The sequence below is a fragment of the Rheinheimera texasensis DSM 17496 genome, assembly GCF_000711985.1.
GTDB classification, from domain to species: domain Bacteria; phylum Pseudomonadota; class Gammaproteobacteria; order Enterobacterales; family Alteromonadaceae; genus Pararheinheimera; species Pararheinheimera texasensis.
On record NZ_JONU01000007.1, the window covers coordinates 389,817 to 406,517 of the forward strand.

Annotated in this window: 15 protein-coding genes; 7 read left to right on the top strand and 8 right to left on the bottom strand. The window is 49.7% G+C overall.

Annotation, left to right across the window (positions count from 1 at the left end):
• The first annotated feature begins 185 nt into the window (after nt 1-185).
• Nucleotides 186-752, top strand: a complete 567-nt coding sequence (locus Q399_RS0101775) for a YceI family protein (RefSeq protein WP_031564845.1) — start codon at nt 186-188, stop codon at nt 750-752.
• Nucleotides 753-805: 53 nt separating this feature from the next.
• Here Q399_RS0101775 and Q399_RS0101780 read toward each other — a convergent pair whose 3' ends face one another.
• The 6 genes from Q399_RS0101780 to Q399_RS0101805 form a co-directional block, all read right to left on the bottom strand.
• Entirely contained in the window at nt 806-2,164 is a 1,359-nt protein-coding gene (locus Q399_RS0101780; RefSeq protein ID WP_031564848.1) for a YjiH family protein, read from the bottom strand.
• Nucleotides 2,165-2,300: 136 nt separating this feature from the next.
• Nucleotides 2,301-2,600 carry a PilZ domain-containing protein gene (locus Q399_RS0101785; protein WP_031564850.1) on the bottom strand — a complete coding sequence of 100 codons (300 nt, stop codon included), beginning with the start codon at nt 2,598-2,600 and terminating at the stop codon, nt 2,301-2,303.
• Nucleotides 2,601-2,681: 81 nt separating this feature from the next.
• Entirely contained in the window at nt 2,682-3,077 is a 396-nt protein-coding gene (locus tag Q399_RS0101790) for a response regulator (RefSeq protein ID WP_031564853.1), read from the bottom strand.
• Nucleotides 3,078-3,145: 68 nt separating this feature from the next.
• Nucleotides 3,146-7,030, bottom strand: coding sequence for an ATP-dependent RNA helicase HrpA (gene hrpA, locus Q399_RS0101795; RefSeq protein WP_245612802.1), 3,885 nt, complete (start codon nt 7,028-7,030; stop codon nt 3,146-3,148).
• An 86-nt stretch (nt 7,031-7,116) separates the two neighbouring features.
• Nucleotides 7,117-7,536 (bottom strand): CBS domain-containing protein, encoded by a 420-nt coding sequence (locus tag Q399_RS0101800; protein ID WP_031564859.1) that lies wholly within the window; start codon nt 7,534-7,536, stop codon nt 7,117-7,119.
• Between the two features lie 95 nt (nt 7,537-7,631).
• On the bottom strand, nt 7,632-8,648 hold the full coding sequence (locus tag Q399_RS0101805) for an isoaspartyl peptidase/L-asparaginase family protein (protein ID WP_031564860.1): 1,017 nt from the start codon (nt 8,646-8,648) through the stop codon (nt 7,632-7,634).
• A gap of 161 nt (nt 8,649-8,809) precedes the next feature.
• On the opposite strand from Q399_RS0101805, the gene Q399_RS0101810 reads away from it, so the two are divergent.
• Complete coding sequence (locus tag Q399_RS0101810; RefSeq protein WP_031564862.1) at nt 8,810-9,049, top strand: HP1242/YdcH family protein; 240 nt, start codon at nt 8,810-8,812, stop codon at nt 9,047-9,049.
• 28 nt (nt 9,050-9,077) lie between these two features.
• Here Q399_RS0101810 and Q399_RS0101815 read toward each other — a convergent pair whose 3' ends face one another.
• The gene (locus tag Q399_RS0101815; protein WP_031564864.1) at nt 9,078-10,001 is read right to left on the bottom strand and encodes an endonuclease; all 924 of its coding nucleotides are present in this window, start codon (nt 9,999-10,001) and stop codon (nt 9,078-9,080) included.
• A gap of 161 nt (nt 10,002-10,162) precedes the next feature.
• Between Q399_RS0101815 and sbcB the strand changes: the two genes are divergently transcribed.
• The 5 genes from sbcB (at nt 10,163) to Q399_RS22210 (ending at nt 16,165) form a co-directional block, all read left to right on the top strand.
• Nucleotides 10,163-11,596: an exodeoxyribonuclease I gene (gene sbcB / locus Q399_RS0101820; RefSeq protein WP_031564866.1), complete on the top strand. Its 1,434-nt coding sequence runs from the start codon at nt 10,163-10,165 to the stop codon at nt 11,594-11,596.
• Nucleotides 11,597-11,808: 212 nt separating this feature from the next.
• On the top strand, nt 11,809-12,672 hold the full coding sequence (locus tag Q399_RS0101825) for a hypothetical protein (protein WP_031564868.1): 864 nt from the start codon (nt 11,809-11,811) through the stop codon (nt 12,670-12,672).
• Nucleotides 12,673-12,859: 187 nt separating this feature from the next.
• Nucleotides 12,860-13,723, top strand: coding sequence for an HprK-related kinase A (locus Q399_RS0101830; protein WP_037045471.1), 864 nt, complete (start codon nt 12,860-12,862; stop codon nt 13,721-13,723).
• A complete protein-coding gene (locus tag Q399_RS0101835) occupies nt 13,713-14,819 on the top strand; it encodes a nucleotidyltransferase family protein (RefSeq protein WP_031564873.1) in 1,107 nt (368 codons plus the stop codon). The genes Q399_RS0101830 and Q399_RS0101835 overlap by 11 nt, the downstream gene beginning before the upstream one ends.
• On the top strand, nt 14,816-16,165 hold the full coding sequence (locus tag Q399_RS22210; protein ID WP_051685669.1) for a hypothetical protein: 1,350 nt from the start codon (nt 14,816-14,818) through the stop codon (nt 16,163-16,165). The genes Q399_RS0101835 and Q399_RS22210 overlap by 4 nt, the downstream gene beginning before the upstream one ends.
• A 101-nt stretch (nt 16,166-16,266) precedes the next feature.
• On the opposite strand, the gene Q399_RS0101845 is transcribed toward Q399_RS22210, so the two are convergent.
• Nucleotides 16,267-16,587 carry a YebG family protein gene (locus Q399_RS0101845; RefSeq protein ID WP_031564877.1) on the bottom strand — a complete coding sequence of 107 codons (321 nt, stop codon included), beginning with the start codon at nt 16,585-16,587 and terminating at the stop codon, nt 16,267-16,269.
• Nucleotides 16,588-16,701 lie beyond the last annotated feature (114 nt).

Consider the following 16,701-nt stretch of genomic DNA (forward strand, 5'->3'; position numbering starts at 1 on the left):
CACACTATAAAGCCCTGTATCCACAGGGCTTTTTTATCCGTAAATGAACTTTACCGGCAAAATTTGCTCCAATTCGGCGAATGCACAGCTAGAGGCAGTAAAAACACTTGGACCTGTTTTGCCAGTCAAGTATGCTGCTGGGCGCAAAGCCACATAATTCCCCTTGTTTTTAAACGGAGTTTGTCATGAAGAAATTAATGCTCGCCCTGGCGCTTGCCGCCGGTTCTGCTCAGGCCGCCTGGCAGCTGGACGCACAGCAGTCGTCACTGCATTTTGTCACTGTAAAAAATGATGTAGTGGCCGAGACGCACAGTTTTAAACAACTGCAGGGTCAATGGGCCGATAATGGCCAGTTTAGTGTGGAGATCCCGGTGCAAAGCCTGGATACGCTAATCCCAATCCGCAACGAACGCATGCTGGAGCACCTATTCAACGCCAAACAATTCCCGGCAATTAAAGCCACAGGCGCTTTGGATGCAGCAAAGATCACAGCACTGAAAACCGGCGCTGTGCACCAGGAAAAAGTCGAACTGAGCCTGACCTTATTAGATCAGACGCAAAAAGTCACAGTGGACTTAAGCGTGGTGAAACTTGCTGACAACAGAGTTTTGGCTTATACAAAAGCACCGGTACTGGTCAAAGCCACCGACTTTAAACTGGATGGCGGCGTGAAAAAACTGCAGGAAATCGCCAAGTTAAACCGGATTGAGTTAGTGGTGCCGGTTAGCTTTGATGTTCAGTTCAGCCGTTAAATCCGGCAAGGAAAAAAGGGAGCGACAGCTCCCTTTTTTTCAAATGCAATAGCTTAAAACAACAAGTGCGCCATACCGGCAATCACCGGCAAGGTGATTAAGGTCCGCAGGATAAAGAGTAGAAACAAATCCAATAGAGTGACCGGAATTTTACTGCCAAGCAATAAAGCCCCGACTTCCGACATATAAATCAGTTGGGTCACTGAAAGCGCTGCAATGACAAACCGTGTCATTTCACTGGGCACTTCGCTGACGAGGATTGACGGCACAAACATATCGGCAAAACCAACCATCACTGACTTTGACGCCTGCTCTGCAAATGGGATTTGCAGCAGTTCCAGCAGAGGTACAAAAGGCGCACCAAGAATACTGAACAGCGGAGTATATTCGGCAATGATCAGCGCCGTGGTGCCAACCGCCATAATCACCGGCAATACACCAAACAGCATATCAATGACTGCCTCAACGCCTTCGCGCAGTGTGGCTTTGACGCCTGTGGCCTGACTGGCCCGATGCAGACCGTGTGCTAAGGCCCGGCCAAACACCGATTTTTGCGAAAACTGCCCGCCTTCGGCGCGCATATGATCATAACCGTCAATATAAGTGTCTGGTTTATTCCGCAGCGGCGGCAGAAATGGCAACACAATAGCTGCAACCAGGCCCGCAGCACAGATAGTGGCGTAAAACGGCAGAAACAGATGTTCTAATCTCACCTGCCCGAGTACAACAATACAAAAAGTGATAGAAACTGCAGAGAAAGTTGTGCCAATCACGGCAGCTTCCCGCGCAGTATAAAATCCGGCTTCGTACTGCTTGCTGGTCAACAAAATGCCAACGCTGCCATCGCCAATCCAGGAGGCGATACAATCCACCGCAGAGCGACCGGGTAACCGGAAAATCGGCCGCATCACTTTGGTCATCAGAGTGCCAATCATTTCCAGCAGGCCAAAATTTAACAACAGCGGCAGTAACAAACCGGCAAACACAAACACCGACAGCAGCACCGGCAGCAAATCATTCAGTACCAATGCGCCGGTGGCTTTGCTGGTCACAAACTCCGGGCCGGTGCCAGTCAGCACCAATAACAAAAACACTGCACCCAACAAACGCACCAGCACCCAGCCCCAGCCGGGGCTAAACAGCTTGCCGGCATAACTGCCAGGCGCAATCACTTGTGGTTTGAGTACTTTGACGCCGAGTGTAATTAACGCCGATACCGAGACAATCAACGCCAGCAGATACGGCATCCAAGTGCCAACAACCGTTTTTAATGCATTCGCCATCACAGCGACCGGAATGGTCAGGCCTTTTTCTGCCGGGATCGGCGTCATAAATAAAAAAACGCCCAGTAATGACGGCACTAACAGCGTCAGCCAGTTACGCAACGTCGAGTAATTTTCAGATGCAGGCATGATGAGATATCGGTAGTTAATATTAAACGGCGGACAGCCTAATCAAAAGCGGCGTCACTGTCACGGTACAATCCACACTTAGTGTCAGACCGGTGAAAAATCCAGCAGCGTGGACACTACGCCACGGACCACAGGCTTAATTCAGTTCGATAAAAGTCAAGCCAAGTTGATACAGATCTTCAGCTTCCTGGCTGCAGCGGACAACTTTAGCATGCGCATCCAGTGGCACTACGGAGCTATTGGTGGACTCGAGTCGCAGATGGATTAGGGTCCCCATCTCCAGCGGTTCGTCGACTTCGACCGCCATGCCAGTCGCACTGAGGTCACGACAGATGCCACTGAAAACCCGGCCTGATTCAGGGTCGTTAATCATCATCTGAACTTCGGCGTTCACCATCATCCGGAAGTAATTACGTTTATCGTTTCTGTTCAGCATGGCAACTCTCAAATAACCTGAAGCAAATTGTTATAAAGCTTTCTACCTGACCTGTAAAGTCTGGCCTGTAAAGTCACGGCGTCAGCACCAGCCGGCGAGCTGTTCAATCTGCCAACGGATTTCCCGTGCCGAAAAAGGCTTGGCAATAAGCCCAAGCGCTCCTGCAGCCGTGGCAGCTCTGACATCCGCCGGCGAGTCCAGCCCGGACAACATAATCACCGGAATATCTGCAGTCAGCGGATTGTGTTTCAGCAAAATACAAAGGTCGATGCCACTGAGCCCTGGCATCAGAATATCCAATAGGATTAGGTCTGGTTTTTCATCGTGGATCTGCGTCAGCGCCGCCTGACCAAGTGCGACATACTTGAGCTGATACTGCGGCGCTGGCAGTGCTAACTGCAATAAATCGAAGTTAAAAGCCTCATCGTCAACTAACAACACTTTTTTCGTAATTGCGCCCACTACTGCCTGCTCCATTGCAACTTCCTTTATTGCGCTGCTGAAAAAGTTGTAGCTGAAATTAGTTACGCCGACAAGCGGTCGCTTTACTTCAGCTCCTGCACGGCCAGCAGCACCCGCTTGGCGGAAATGGGATATGGCGTCCCCAGCTGCTGGGCAAATAACGATACTTTCAACTCTTCCAGCATCCAGCGGATCTCGCGAACCGGCTCCGGCAGCACTTTACCGGCAAACTTGCCAAGCAGCTGCTGATAGGCGTCAGCGGCTTTTTGATACTCGTGCATTTGCAGCCGGTCACGCTGCGGATCTACGGGCAGTTTTTCCAATCGTTTCTGCAATGCCAGCAAATACCGTTTGATGTCATCGAGACGGCCAGCGCCAAATTCGCTGACAAAACCTTTAAACAACAATGCATCCAGCTGCTGCTTGATGTCTGCATTGGCATAAGTCAGCGCTAAATCCATCCGGCCACGCAATTTTTTGCTGATCTCATGTCCAACTGTCAGAATTTGCTCCACCTGCAGCGCTACAGCAAGCACAGTATCGCCAAGCTCAGCGCGGACCGAGTCCCGCAGCTGCAAAAACTCCAGCTGATTATGCGGCCAGGACTGTTGGCTAATCAGATGGTCAATGCCCGCTGCGATGCAGTCATCGATCAGCTCCAGCACTTTGCCAAAGGGATTAAAATACAGCCCCAGCTTCGCTTTGTTCGGCAGATGGTCCTGCAAGTATTTAACCGGTGAAGGCAGGTTCAGCAGCATTAAACGCCGTAAACCCAAACGAGACTGCGCTGCCGCCTGCTCCGGGCTGTCCAGCAACTGAATAGAGACACTGTTTTTTTGGTCAACCAAAGCCGGAAAAGCTTTAATTTCATAACCTGACTGAATACGGATATATTCACGTGGTAATTCACCAAAACTCCAGTCGGTCAGCTCCTGTTGTTCAATGCCCTTTTCGGCGACCTGACTTAAAGTTTCCTGTACCTGCCCTTGCAGCTTTTGTTTCAAAAGCGCCAGCGAACGATGCTGCGCTATCACGGCCCCTTTGTCGTCGGTGACTTTAAAATTCATCTTTAAATGCGCCGGCAGCTCGGTCAGCTCCCAGGCGTCATCCGGAATAGTTACACCACTCATCCGCTTCAGGCGCTGGGTTACTACCGATAACAATGGACCGTCGTCCGGCTGAATGGATTGCAACAAGGCATCAGCATAATTAGGCGCCGGCACAAAATTGCGTCGGTACACTTTCGGTAGACATTTTATCAGCGACACTAACAATTCATGGCGCAGGCCAGGAATAAGCCAGTCAAAGCCTTGTTCTTCGACCTGATTCAGCAGCGCCAGCGGAATACACAGGCTAACACCGTCGTCCGGCGCACCAGGCGAAAAATGGTATTCCAGCGGCAGACGCAAATTGCCCTGACGCCAGAATTCCGGGTAGCTATCGTCGGTGATATGCCCGGCTTCGTGACGCTTCAGCATGTCCGGGTCAAAGTTCAGATAACTGGCGTCCTGTTGCTTCTGCTTTTTCCACCAGGTCTGAAAATCAATGCGGTTATTGGCGTGCAGCGGCACTTTTTCAGCATAAAACGCCACCAGCGTTTCTTCGTCGACCAGAATGTCACGCCGGCGTGATTTGTCTTCTAAATCAGTGACCGCATCAATCAACCGTGCGTTATGCGCGAGGAACGGCTCATTTGAGCCAAGTTCCTGATTGACCAGCGCTTCGCGGATAAAAATTTTATGGCACAGTTCCGGTTCAATTTTGCTGTATTGCACGGCTCTTTTACCAACAATGATCAGGCCGTACAAAGTAACCTGTTCGAAGGCAATCACTGCACCGCGTTTCTTCTCCCAGTGGGGTTCGCTGTAGCTGCGGCTGACCAGATGCTGTGCCAGCGGTTCGACCCATTCAGGTTCAATTTTCGCCACAGTACGTGCATACAATTTACTGGTTTCGACCAGCTCGGCGGTCATCACCCACTTGGGTTTGCGCTTAAACAAATGACTGCCGGGAAATACATAAAAGCGGCTTTGCCGCGCGCCGAGATAATCCGCTTCGCTGTCTTTGCTGCCAATTTGACCGAGTAAACCGGTCAGAATGGCCGTATGGACTGACTGATAATCTGCTGCAGTGGTGTTTTTAACAAGGCCTAATTCTTCGGCGACCTGGGAGAGTTGCGCATACAAATCCTGCCATTCCCGCACGCGCAGATAATTCAGCAGCTCTTGCTTACACAAACGGCGGAACTGATTATTGCTTTGACTCTCTTGTTGTTCCTGCAAATATCGCCACAGTTTCAGCCAGCTGGCAAAATCGGAATCGGGGTCGGCAAACCGGCCATGAAGCTCATCGGCTTTTTGCTTTTTGTCCAGAGGCCGTTCACGTGGGTCCTGAATGGATAAAGCGGCGGTGATCACCAGTAATTCATCTAAAGCGTTGCGCTCGGCTGCTGCCAGTACCATGCGGGCGAGACGCGGGTCAATCGGCAAGCGACTCAGTTGGCGGCCCAAAGGCGTCAGCTGCAAACCTGCTTTACGCTCGGTTTTCAGCGCCCCCAGTTCGTCCAGCAACCGCACGCCGTCGTTGATAAACCGGCTGTCCGGTTTTTGTAAAAACGGGAATTGCTGGATATCACCAAGACCCAGCGCCAGCATTTGCAAAATGACCGAGGCTAAATTGGTACGCAAAATCTCCGGATCAGTAAAAGCGTCGCGGTTATTAAAATCATCTTCGCTGTACAGACGAATACAAATACCGGCGGCAACCCGGCCACAACGACCTTTCCGTTGATTGGCACTGGCCTGGCTGATGGCTTCAATCGGTAATTGCTGCACTTTAGAGCGGTAGCTGTAGCGCGAAATGCGCGCTGTACCGGGGTCTATCACATACCGGATACCCGGCACTGTTAAGGATGTTTCCGCCACGTTGGTCGACAACACAATGCGCCGGCCCGGATGGCTCTGAAAAATGCGGTTTTGCTCTGCCGCACTTAAGCGTGCGTACAACGGCAGGATTTCGGTATGCGGTAATTTCAGTTTTTCCAGCGCATCGGCCGTGTCGCGAATTTCGCGCTCTCCGTTTAAGAAAATCAGAATGTCGCCCGGCGGTTCGCGGTAGAGTTCTTCCACCGCATCAAAAATCGCTTGTAACTGATCAGCATCTTTATCTTCGTTTTCACTGGCGGGCCGGTAGCGCACTTCAACCGGATAAGTACGGCCTGATACTTCGAGCATTGGCGCGTTGGAGAAATGCCGGGAGAATCTTTCCGGATCTATGGTCGCTGACGTGATAATCAGTTTCAGATCCGGTCGTTTGGGCAGAATTTGCTTAAAATAACCAAGTAAAAAGTCGATGTTGAGGCTACGCTCGTGTGCCTCATCGATGATGATGGTGTCATATTGATTAAGAAACTTATCCTGCTGAATTTCGGCGAGCAGAATACCGTCGGTCATCAGTTTCACCAGCGTATTGGCGCCGGTATGGTCGCCAAAGCGCACTTTGTAACCCACTTGCTGACCTAGTGGCACTGACAGCTCATCGGCAAGACGCTGACCCACGCTACGCGCCGCCAGCCGCCGTGGCTGGGTATGGCCAACCAGGCCAGCGACACCGCGGCCCAGTTCTAAACAAATTTTCGGAATTTGAGTGGTTTTGCCTGAACCGGTTTCACCGGCGATAATGACCACCTGGTGCGCCGCGATGGCAGCTTTGATGTCGTCTTTACGGCCCACCACCGGCAGCTCACCCGGGTAAGTGATGCGCGGCATCGCCTCAGCGCGTTTTTGCCTGATGGACTGCGATGCCAGAATGTCAGCCTGCAATAGCTGTTGTTTTTTCAGATCAGGTTTAGCCTGCAGGTCGCGGCAAAGCCGGCGCAAGCGGAATTGATCTTTAAGCAGACAATACGACACCGCATCTTGCAAAGCACGCAGTGGTAACAATTCAACAGCAGACGATAAATCAGACAAAACACAGCCCCCTCAACAACGAGGCGGCTATGCTAGCACAAAGAACATTGAGCCGGCAGCGCCGGCACTGAGGTAAATCGCAGGTGTCAGCTGACTTTGCGATAGTGTGAATGCAATTCCTGATCAATAGCACGCAGCACGTCAGTCCGGCTTATCACCCCCTGCAACACACCATTGTCATCGACCACCGGATAAATTTTCGGTTTGGCACCAAGCATCAGCTGAGCCAGTTCAATGATGCCGCTGTGCATGTGCACTGTCAGCACGTCTTTACGCATCAGGTCACGCACATAGGCGAGGCCTTCATCATGGTAGGAGCTTAGTAACATCCGGGCCAGACAATCCTGCTCAGATAAAAAACCCACCACTTTGCGGTTAGCATCGACAACGGGCCCACCTAACTGTGCCACATCAGTCAAACGATCTACCGCAGCTTCCAGTGTCATATCCTGATTAAAAGTCACCGGATGGTGGTTCATATGATCAGACACTTTTAATAAGTTCATGCATTTCCTCCAGATTTCACACCCTGAAATAGCGGGAGCCCAGAGGCTCCTTCACCCAAGCTTAGTGCAAAATCGGCGGCTTGCCTTGCTGTCGATCAATCTTTGAAAATGGCAACTTCGGCTGCTTTACCTTGCTGACGTTTCGCTCGGTACATGCCTTCTGAATTTAAGTGCCAGCTCAGGCCACCCTTGTTGTCAACCACAATAACACCGCCAAGACCACCGACGGTTTTCAGCTCCTGCATCACTTCATCCGCTGCAACTGACGCCGATTTGCCTTGATAACGTACGCGGGCGCAGATATCACCGGCGACCTGATAGCGGATAAAAAACTCACCGTGGCCGGTCGCCGACACCGCGCAGCTTTGGTTGTCAGCAAAAGTACCGGCACCAATCAATGGCGCGTCGCCAATCCGGCCGTAACGTTTCGCCGTCATACCACCGGTTGAAGTTGCTGCCGCCAATAATCCTTGCTGGTCAATAGCAACTGCACCGACAGTGCCGACATTCCATTCCAGTGGAAACGCCGGGCTCAGGCGCAGCTGCGCCTGATGTGGACATTTTGTTAAGGCCTTCAGCGCTTTTTGCAGCGCCTGGTAACGAAACTCGGTATCAAAATAGTTGTTTTTAACCAGGTCCAATTGCTGTTCTTTGGCAAACAGCTCAGCGCCCTGACCTGCCAATAATACGTGCTCAGAATGCTCCATCACAGCACGGGCCAGCTTAATCGGGTTTTTCACTGTGGTAACCCCAGCCACAGCGCCGGCGGCTCTGTTATCGCCACGCATAATGGCCGCATCGAGTTCATGTTTGCCGTCATAAGTGTACACAGCACCTTTGCCGGCATTAAACAATGGCGAATCTTCCAGGATCACCACGGCAGCGCTGACCGCATCCAGACTGGTGCCGCCACTGGCCAATACCTGATAGCCCGTATCAACCGCGTGTTTAAGCGTCGTTTCATAAGCTTGTTGTTGTACCGGCGACATACTGTCACGCGAAATGGTGCCGGCACCGCCGTGGATCACAATGCCAAAAGGTACATGAGCGGCATGCGCCAGTGGCAGAGCTAGAAGATTAAGTGCGACTATTACTGCGGATTGCAATTTCATGGATCTGAACTCCGTTGAGAATTGAAACGACCATACGCTAGCGTGACGCTGCTGTGACCTGCGTGTGGGACCAAATCACCACAGCTTGCGCCAGATCAAGCGTTTATTCCAAGCTGACGTTTATGATTTGGACTGTTACTTAGCTAAAGAAGGAACATAACATGAGCCTGGAAAAACATGATTTAGTCCACGAATTCCCAGAGTACCGCGAGAAAATACATCAGTTGAAAACTAGCGACCATCATTTTGCGAAGCTCTTTGCACAGTATCATGACGTAGACCACGAAGTGTACCGGCTGGAACAAGGTGCGGAAACCGCTGCAGCGGACTACCTGGAAGAGCGTAAGAAACTACGTCTGCAGCTAAAAGACCAACTGTATCAAAGCCTGTTACAAGCTTAAGCTTTGGCTTCTTCTGACACAGCAGCCATCAGTGTTGCTGTGTTTTACAATTTCCGGCCAATTGAAATCCTGCCGCTTCAGCCTCTGCAGCAGTGCCAAACTCGACCTGATTTGATGCTTTGATCAATACATAACCACTGCAATGGCTGAAATGATATTTTTTACTATTTTTGTTGCCGCGCACTATGGACCGGTTTTGGTTAGCGCTTGGTGTTGATTGAAACAACTGCCGAACTGTTGCACCGCTGTTAAGTTCAGCCTGATGCGACAGATAACCCGGATACCAGCGTTTAATGCCGCTGACAAATTCATTCTGATGGCCCATGTGTTGTGCGGTCCTGCGCATCAGAACCAGTTCGCGCTCGTCCACAGGGTCTTGCTGATGCCAGCGTAAAAACAACTGCTGTTCAGCATCTGACAGTTTCAGCTGATAGCGGTCAGCCATGTAAAAATAAATACGCGCAATGTCACCGCGGATCTCTGCACGCGGCTGAGCTAACTGCCGTCTAAAATCGATGCGAACCGGACAGGCTCCGTGTTGTGCTGGTGTTTCCGGCAATTCAGAGAAGCGAAAATGCGCCCTGTCGCCATTTACCTCACCCAATGCTGGTTTTAAATTAAATAAATTAGCCTCCATCCGCCGAAATGTCTGATCCGTATCGCCGCATTGCTCGCGCCCCCCCTGTTGCCAGCAAGCCCTGCCCACTCCAAACTGCTGAGCCGGCACCACATGTTCCCATTCAATACGCTGCGCTCTGGGACCGTTTTTACGCACCTGATAACCACAGCTGCGCAAATCCGGCTGACCTTTGCCACCGACCCAACGGATTTGGCAATTACAATAAAAGTCCGTCTGCTCATCACTGTAAATTTTCTGTGCAATACGCTTGGCTGCTTCAAAATCGGCCGGAACGGCCTGAATAATAAAAGGAAATACCATCAGCAAAAACATACAGAAACGTCGGACAAACAGCACAAACAACCTCACAACTTATGTTTGTAGCCCAAAGCGGCGAAACGACAGCATAACAGAAAGTTCTCGCTTTTTAAGCCTGTGGCTTTGACTTATACTTCGCCCTTTTGTGACCCGCCACATGGCAAAAGGAAGCTGGATTGAGCACTGCATCTTTTTATTTTTATGACCTTGAAACCTGGGGCGCAGACCCAAAAAAAGACCGCATTGCGCAATTTGCCGGTGTCAGAACCGATCTGAATTTAACAGCCGTAGCGCCCGCAGATATGGCTTACTGTCAGTTAGCGCCGGACTACCTGCCGGCGCCTGAAGCTGTCCTTATTACCGGCATTACCCCGCAAAAATGCCAGCAGCATGGTCTGCGCGAAGTCGATTTTATCCGGCAATTGCACCAAAAACTGGCTGAGCCCGGCACTTGTGTCATCGGCTACAACAACATCCGCTTCGACGACGAAATGGTGCGCCACACCTTATTCCGCAATTATATCGACCCCTATGCACGCGAGTGGCAAAACGGCAACAGCCGCTGGGATTTGATTGATGTCGTTAGAGCCTGCTATGCACTGCGTCCTGAAGGCATCAACTGGCCACTGTGGGAAGATGGCACCCCGAGTTTCCGGCTGGAAGATTTATCCAAAGCCAATCAGATAGAACACCTGCATGCTCACGATGCCAGCAGCGATGTCTATGCCACTATTGCGCTCGCTGCGCTGATCCAAAAAGCACAGCCGCGGTTGTTTGACTACCTGTTTCAGCACCGGCAAAAAAATCAACTCAGTGCGCTGATCGATGTGGCCGGACTCACCCCATTAACTCATGTCTCATCACGTTTTCCGGCGATACAAGGCTGCTGCAGCTGGATAGTGCCTATTGCCTATCATCCGACCAATAAAAACGCGGTGATTTGTTTTAATTTGCAGCAGGACCCAAGTTTGCTGTTGTCTCTCGATGCAACGGAGCTATGCCGCAGGCTTTATGCTAAAGCCGGCGATTTAGCGGAAGACGAGGTACGGCCAGCTATTAAACTGGTGCATCTGAATAAATGCCCGGTGCTGGCGCCAGCCAAAACTCTCTCTGCTGAACGCGCTTCAGAGCTCGGTATAAACCGAGCCGACTGTCTGCGTCATCTGGATATTCTGCGTAGCAATCAAGCTGCAATCAGCTCACTGCTGCTGGAAATATACCAGCAGTCAGAATTGGCTCAGACCACACACAACCCGGATTTCAGCCTGTATCAGGGATTTATCTCTGACCACGACCGTCGGTTATTGCCACAAGTCCATCAGTTATCACCACAACAACTGACTGTTGCGCCACCGGTATTTCAGGACGACAGATTAAATCAGCTGATGTTCCGGTTCAGGGCCCGCAATTATCCTGAATCGCTGAGTCACACCGAACTGATACAATGGCAACGCTATTGTAAAGACCAACTGCAATTTGGCACCGAGCAACCCGCCCGAACATTGGACGATTTTGTTTTACAGCTGGAATCCTGTGCAGAGTTAAAACAAGACGATGCCAAAGCAATGGGATTACTCAAACAATTATTTAGCTATATCAGTAACATTTGATACTGTTGATTGTTCTCAATCAACAGTGGTCAGGCAATTTTTTGCCGTGTAGAATACACCCCAGTTCGGATGTAAAAAAAAGCGTGTCAGCATTTTTTACGGTTGCAAAACCCGCCTTTCTGACGCCGCAGTTTATTTTATTAAAAACAACAATTTGCAATTGTGGCAGGCTTTTTGCTAATCACAAGTGAATCGGACTTCGAGGTATTACGATGAATCAGCAGAACGAAGCTCAACAAGCTCAAATGGATCAGCAGCCTGAGCGCAGTGCACAAAAAGCATTATCGCGCCGCAAGTTTTTGTTACAAGCCAGCGCGGTGTCAGTACCTGCAGTGCTTTCACTGCAAAGCGGTAAGGCATGGGGTTGTGTCGAATTAAACTGCACGCCAGGTGAGACAAGCCTGAGTAATTCAGGGTCTGCTGTTGCATCAGCAACGTCAGAAGACAAAAAGAATGCCTATGAGCGCCCGCAATGGTCGAGCCTCGACGAAATTAAAAAAGCATTTTACGACGATTACGACTATTGGTTGCTGGATACTTTTAATACTGCATTGTGTACTTATGAAGAGAAAGGCAGCGGTAGAAATAAAAGGTACAAATACACAGCGCTCAAGTTTTCGAAGACGAAGTACAATGTTTGGTATAAGACCGTTGTGCAGCAAGCCTACGGTCCAGTTTGCGTGAACAAACCGACAAATGATTTTGTCAGAGAAGCACCTGTTGCACCATCTGTGCGTATTCCCGGGTTTTATGAGAATGCGATTGAAGGTGTAAGCATAGTTCTTGATAAAACGTCTGACGCCAGTAAAATCGTCCCTGAATTTTCTGGCAAAGTTGGTTCGATTATATATGGCCCAGAGACACCGCAGCAGTACGCACTTGCGGCTATTATTGGTTCATTGTGGGAACGCCATCCTGAATACAGAAAACGGTTCTCAGCGAATCCTATTTGCTTCCCGGAACCAGATGTATTGATTAAAGCAGTCAGTAAGGCATGTAACGAGGTTGATCACAACGGTCGTAGCAAAATCCATGATATTGGTAGCCTCTTCAAACTGTATATGTCTCCACTCTGATTTTGAAATCAGTACCGCAATATGTAAAAGCACTACTCGGATTCGAGCTTGGATCCGATAGTGCTTTTGTTGTTTTTGATTGTCTGGACAACGCTGATAAAATCATTTTTAATCGCTGGACGCATACCACGGATGTAAAGACAGCCACCGAGGCTATTCCGTCAGGAGAGACAGAGTCAACCTTGATATGACCAGACCATTTGCGCTCGAACTTGCTCCATTTAAATTTCTCATCAACACCAGCTCTAGCCACTTATATCACCAGCTCAGCGACCTCTATCCCTCTGAGATCCTGATTGCTGAGGAACTGAACTCTATCTACGATTTTAAGGTCAGCTATAAAAGCCGCTTTTGGCAACCTGGTGGCAGTATGGCGTTTCAACTTGGTCACCAACACTTTAGGTATGCAGACCCGTCACAGGCAGTGCCAATGTTCGAATGGGGTCTGAATTGGTGTGTGGCGACTTACCAAAGCCGTTTTTTGTGTATTCACGCAGCGGTGTTAGAGAAAAACGGTGTTGCAGTGATCCTGCCCGCTCCACCCGGCTCCGGTAAAAGTACGCTTTGTGCGATGATGATGCTGCAAGGCTGGCGTTTATTGTCAGACGAACATTGTATGGTTGATCCAGTGAGCGGTAACATTGTGCCGTGCGTACGCCCACTAAGCCTGAAAAACAATTCATTAGCTGTAATCAGTCGATTGTTTCCAGATGTCAAATTATTTCAAAAAACGGAGAAAACGCACAAAGGCACCATGGCTTATCTTCAACCGACGGCAACTAGCTGGCAAAAACGTGAAGTGACAGCACGTCCGCGTTTGGTGATTTTCCCTAAATTTAATGCTGCAGCTCAGGACTTGTCAGGTTATGCGTTAACACAGTCGCAGCTGTTTATGCAGCTGGCCGTGAACAGCTTTAACTACAGCGTCATGGGTCAAACAGGATTTGATGCCCTTTGCCGGCTGAGTAGCTCCGTTGAGGGTTATTGCTTTGAATACAATGACGGCCAACTGGCAATAAATGAGATTGAGGCACTGTTAAATGAAGAGTGAATGTATTGCCTTTGTCCGTGGCCCCGAGCTGTATTGTCAAAACGCCTCGATACAACAGTGGACAGCTTTTATCGATGAAGCCAGGCAATATGCTCTGTTGGGGAGTTGTTATTTTCTTGCTCAGGATCACGATGTCTGGGCGAAGATCCCTACTGCCGTGCAGAATCACCTAGTCTCTGGTTATCATTACGCAGAAAAGCAAAAAATCACGCTACTAAACGAATTAATTGAGCTGGAAAAAATCTTTACAGACTCAGCTATTCCTGCGTTATTAGTAAAAGGTGTTGCTTATCGGGTCGACGGTTATTCCCTCGCGCGCGGCCGGGTATTCTCAGATATCGATTTGTTAGTACCAGATAGTCATTTTGCGCAGGCGCTCGAAAAACTAAAAAACGCAGGTTACCTAGAGTTCAGCATGTCGGCGTATGACCGGCGCTACTACTTACGCTGGACGCACCAACATCCGCCACTGACCCACTTCCTCAGAGGTGCCAATATCGATTTACACCACCATATCTTTCCGGTGTCATCCCGTGAAAACATTAGGGTAGAGCCTATCGTCGAACAAGCGATCCCGCTGACGGATAGTGCGTTTTCGGTGCCAAGCCCCGCTCATCTGTTTATGCATGCCGCCGTGCATCTGTTCTATCAGGATGAAACCCATAAACTGGTGAAAGATCTGGTCGACTTATACCTGTTGTATCAAGAGGTGATAACGCGGCAACCTTTCAGTGACCTTGTCGCTGCCGCACAACAATCTAACGCTCAGGCTGCAGTATTTTATGCACTGTCAACCTTACAACAAGTTTTTGCGATCCAACTTCCTGCTGAAGCCGGGCAGCTCGCACCTGCTGCAAGCCGATACCGGACCTGGCAAATGCAATTTTTATTAACACATTTATTGGACCATACCAGCACCTGGCATCGTCCAGCACATTTTTTTTGGTTTGTGCGTGGCCATCTGCTCAAAATGGGACCTTTGACCCTGTTATATCATTCTATTGCCAAATCGATTGAGCAATTCAAAGAGCGCCGTGAGCTTAGTAAAAAACAACAGCAGGCGGATGCCCATACCAGGCCTGGAGACGCACATTGAACAGAAACACCACCCTCCCTGCGATTTTAGTGGTTTGCAGTGCCCTGTTTCTGACACAGTGTGTTGCTCCAGCCATGTTGTTGGCTCCACAAAGCCAGTTGGTGTGGGCGTTACTCAAACCTATGGTTGGTCTTGATCCAAAAGAGGCCAATTTATTTAGACAACCACTCATCCAATCCCGTCTGGAGCCTCTACTTGGCAGCCATTATGCCGGCGCAGTCCAGTTACTGGAAACCGCTGATAAAATCCAGCAGGAAGGCCCGCTGTTTTATGTTGTCTCCAAATATACTCCAGTACCAGAACTGGCTGAAAAAGCAGGTTTTGTCTGGAACTCCGAAACCAACCAAATGGCTGTTTTAATGGTAAGCGGCGGTGCTCCACAAATTTTTGCCGAAAAAATTAATAGCGAAATCGCTGAGCAAGTACCGACGTGGCCGGCCGAACTCAGTGATTACACAGATCCGGCAAAGTTAAAACAACAGGCTCTAGACCGAGCAAAACAACAAATCACTGACAAAGTGCCGGTGCCAGCAGCTATAGCGCCGGTTGCAGACAAAGTAGAGCAGCTAAAAAACCTGAAACAGCAAACCGAAACCCAGATTCAACAAACACAACAGACAGTTGCGGCGCAAGTATTGTCCCCGGTACATCAGGTAAAAGACCAACTAGAGCAACAAGTCGGGCAAGTAAAAGAACAAGCCAAAGCGACTGTGGCACAACCGGTAAAAGCTGCACAGCAACAAGTGCAGCAATTACAACAAGAAAACGAGACCACGCTGCAACAACCCATCAAACAGCTGCAGCAGCAAAGCGAACAACAACTGCAACAGACCAAAGATCAAGTGAAGCAGCTGCTCCCATCTGCGAAACCAGCTGCTGTTAGCACCGAGATTAAAAACGCTGTGCTGCCGGTCACGACAGACCAGGTAACGGGCCAAACAACAGCCCATGAAGCAGCAAAGGCTGCATTGACTTCACAAGTTTCTGCCAGTAATAGCGGTGCTGACGCTGTTGCCACAGACTTAAAAGAAGTGACAACGGCCGCGCAACAGCAAAAGCAAAGTGCCGCCGCAAAACTGTCGGAAAACACCTCGTTAACGGAAGCCGCAGCCCCAACACAAACAACGAACGACAGCGCTCCGGATGACGACTTAGCTGCAGAACTGGCAGCCGAACAACAAAGCCTTACAAGCAGTCCTGGCCTGAAAGTTCTGCAACTCCAACAAGATATTGCAGCAACCAGCCTTAAGTTGAGCCAAACCGATAATGCTGCTGAAGCGTTGGCGCTGAAACACAAACTACAACAGCTACAGAACGAGCTTAAGCGGTTAACATCAGGCAAGTAAGAAAAAGCAGGCAAATCGCAAGCATCTTTCTTACCCGGGTCTATCAAGCGCCTGAGTCCCAAGTAACTAAAGTCAGTCGACACCCCTCAAGCTCTGGCGGCTCAGGCCGCCTCGGCTAACTCAGCAACAGGTTCTGCGTCATCTGTACTCTGTTCCGGCTCAGTGGCCTGCTCCTCTTTCGACTTTTTTACCGCTTTCGTCTTGCCCTGTAACGCCAGCAACAATTCATCTTTTTGCTGTGCCAAATATAACGATAAGGCTTCGGTTTGCGCTTCGCCGAGTAAGTCACTGCGGCCGATAATCTCTTGCATCATTTCCGCAAGGTCGAGCATTTTGTCATAAGCATCCGCTTGCTGTTTGCTGGCAAAAGTCATTTTGGCTTCTCCATCACGTTCTACTACGTATTGAATGACAACTGGCATGATTAGCTCCTGAAGGTGAATCATTTCTTATCTACTGTTATTTTATACAGCATATACTGTATGTATGTCCAGCCATTTTTGCTGATAGAGCAATGTCGCAGTTATTCAACAATT